Origin of the sequence: Mesorhizobium sp. M4A.F.Ca.ET.050.02.1.1 (assembly GCF_003997725.1) — a bacterium.
Taxonomy (GTDB): Bacteria; Pseudomonadota; Alphaproteobacteria; order Rhizobiales; family Rhizobiaceae; genus Mesorhizobium.
Genome location: NZ_RZSG01000806.1, coordinates 1 through 2,633, shown reverse-complemented (window position 1 = coordinate 2,633; position 2,633 = coordinate 1). Strand labels below are relative to the sequence as shown.

Genomic DNA, 2,633 nt, shown 5'->3' with positions numbered 1-2,633 from the left:
GAGCTCGCCCGCCGCTGGCTGGAAAGCTACGAGGCGCCTTACCTCGATCCGGCGATCGACGAGGCCCTGACCGACTTCATCGCCAGGAAGAAAGGCTCGATGGCCGACGCCTTCACTTGAAAGGAGCCCGAGTCAGGCCGGGCTAAAGTGGCCGACATCATCCACAAGGAAGTCTGGCGGAGCGCATTCTCCGAGCCGGGCAAGAAGGGATGATTGTTTCGCGCGGCACGGTCGACGATGTCTCGGCCGTGCTCGCGGTCGATGGCTTGATCCCGCGCGGCGGCTTCCGTTTCACGAGCCAAGACACAGTACCCGCCGGGCGCTCCGGCATGCCCGCCAGGTCCATCCTGCTGGTCGGGCAGGCGGGTGCTGCGCCGTGGCCGCATTTCCTGCGCTGGCAGGAGCGGCAACCGCAGGCCATCGCCAATCCGCTCGACACCTGGGCGCGCGAAGTGATCGGCTCGGTTGCGGAAAAGTTCGGCGCGCGCGCCGTGTCGCCCTCCGACAGGCCGTATCTCCCGTTCCAGCAATGGGCGATGCGGGCGGAGGGATTAAGGCCTTCGCCGCTCGGCATTCTGATGCATCCGCGCTACGGGCTCTGGCACGCCTATCGCGGCGCGCTGCTGTTCGAAGAGACGATCTCGATTCCCGAAGCTGACGCAACTCTCCATCTTTGCGATGCATGTGTCGAAAAACCTTGCCTGAAATCCTGCCCGGTCGACGCCTATGCGGCGGATGGTTTCGCGCACCAGGCCTGTCTGGCGCATGTGCGCGGTGCTGATGGCGCGCCTTGCCGCACCGGCGGCTGCCTCGACCGCAACGCCTGTCCCTTTGGCGCCGACTATCGCTATCCAGCCGATGTTCAGGCCTTCCATATGGCGTCGTTCGCCGGCCTGTAGCGATGGTTCCGAGCCGCACGGAAACTTGACCGCGATTGAGATGTCGTGGCTTGCCCTGACGGCGGGCGCGGATATCTATCGCGTGGCAGCAAGCGGAGCGCGCAATGACGAAGCAGGACCTCGAGATCAAGACCCAGGATGGTACGGCGAAAGCCGGGCTGTTTCGTCCAGCCGCGCCGGCCAAGGCCGGAATCATCCTCTACATGGATATTTTCGGTCCGCGCACGGCGCTCGACCAGATGGCCGAGCGCCTTGCTGGGCAAGGCTACGCCGTGCTGGTTCCCGATCTCTTCTACCGCAGCGTGCCCTACGGTCCGTTCGACCCCAAGACCGCCTTTGCCGATGAAAAGACCAAGGCCGCGCTGTCGGCGTTGAGCGGCGGCACCACGCAGGACATGACCATTCGCGACGGCGGCGCCTTCCTCGACGCGCTGGCCGCCGAGGGCATCACCGGACCGGTTGGCGTCGTCGGCTACTGCATGGGTGGCGCGCGGGCGCTGAACGCGGCGGCGAGCTATCCGCACCGGATCGTTGCCGCCGCCAGCTTCCATGGTGGCAATCTAGCCAGCGATGCCGCGGACAGCCCGCACCGCAAGGCAGCAATGATCAAGGCGCGCGTCTATGTCGGTGTTGCCGGCGTCGACCGCAGCTTTCCGCCGGAACAGTCGGCGCGGCTGGCCGAAGCGCTGAGAGTGGCCGAGGTCGACCATGTGATCGAGAACTATGTCGGCATGGGGCATGGATGGTGCGTGCAGGATCACAGTGCCTATGATGAAGCCGGTGCTGAGCGCCACTGGAAGCGGTTGACCACGTTGTTTGCCGAAACCCTCGGGTAAAGTTTGGCTCCCCTTTTTTGGCGGCGGTGCGCGGCTTCGAAAGTTTGCCCCGCCCCTCATCCGCCCTTCGGGCACCTTCTCCCCGTGAACGGGGAGAAGGGAAAAGCGCTGCGGCAAAAAAATCTTTCCATAACCCCAAGGATTAGCCATTAGCCTTCGTCCAATAAGCAAATGATGGCGATGATGCTGGACGAGGGCGAACCCTCCGACGTCGAATTGATCGGGCGGGCGAAGGGCGGAGACAGGGGTGCTTTCGGCAAATTGCTCGAAAGGCACTATGGCTTCGTCTATCGCGCCGCCTATCGCTGGTGCGGCAGGAAGGCGGACGCCGAAGACATCGCCCAGGAAGTCTGCGTCCGGCTCGGCCGGGCGATCCGCGACTACCATGGTAAGGGCGCGTTCACGACGTGGCTCTACACCATGACGCTGAACGCGGCGCGCGACATGATGCGCAAGAGCGCCCGCGACACCCAGAAGACCGAGGCCTACGGCGCCTATGCGCTGATCGCGGGAGAGGCGGCGGCGGAACTCGAGGACCCGGCCGAGGCGCTATGGACGGCCGTGCGCAAGCTGCCGGACAAGCAGCGCGATGCCGTGCTGCTCGTCTATGGCGAGGGGCTCAGCCACGCGGACGCCGCCGAGGCGATGGCGATCTCGGAGACGACGGTTTCCTGGCACATCCATGAAGCGAAGAAACGGCTGAGGACGTTGATGCGTTCAGCCGGGGAAGTGTGACCATGGTCGACGACAACGAACTCGAAAGGCTGCGCAACATCACGGCACCGGCACCCGACGCCGAGGCGAAGGCGCGCGCGATCGCTGCCGCCATGCAGGCTTTCGACGAGCAGGAAAAAATCTTCGTCGCCGCCCAAGGATCGGCCGGCGGGCTTCGTCTCAC

General features: G+C 64.8%; 4 protein-coding genes. All 4 read left to right on the top strand.

The annotated features are described in order from the left end of the window. The coding region (locus tag EOA33_RS31440) for a trimethylamine methyltransferase family protein (RefSeq protein ID WP_145989392.1) at nt 1-120 on the top strand (120 nt) is incomplete at its 5' end. An 89-nt stretch (nt 121-209) separates the two neighbouring features. Beyond that, entirely contained in the window at nt 210-899 is a 690-nt protein-coding gene (locus tag EOA33_RS31435) for a 4Fe-4S dicluster domain-containing protein (protein WP_126054103.1), read from the top strand. Between the two features lie 104 nt (nt 900-1,003). Then, nucleotides 1,004-1,735, top strand: coding sequence for a dienelactone hydrolase family protein (locus EOA33_RS31430; protein WP_126054104.1), 732 nt, complete (start codon nt 1,004-1,006; stop codon nt 1,733-1,735). Between the two features lie 174 nt (nt 1,736-1,909). Then, nucleotides 1,910-2,470 (top strand): RNA polymerase sigma factor, encoded by a 561-nt coding sequence (locus EOA33_RS31425; RefSeq protein ID WP_126054105.1) that lies wholly within the window; start codon nt 1,910-1,912, stop codon nt 2,468-2,470. Nucleotides 2,471-2,633: the final 163 nt, after the last annotated feature.

Bases quoted from the DNA above. Each gene is read 5' to 3' on its own strand.
- EOA33_RS31435 (WP_126054103.1), top strand. From the start codon at position 210: ATGATTGTTTCGCGCGGCACGGTCGACGATGTCTCGGCCGTGCTCGCG.
- EOA33_RS31430 (WP_126054104.1), top strand. From the start codon at position 1,004: ATGACGAAGCAGGACCTCGAGATCAAGACCCAGGATGGTACGGCGAAA.
- EOA33_RS31425 (WP_126054105.1), top strand. From the start codon at position 1,910: ATGGCGATGATGCTGGACGAGGGCGAACCCTCCGACGTCGAATTGATC.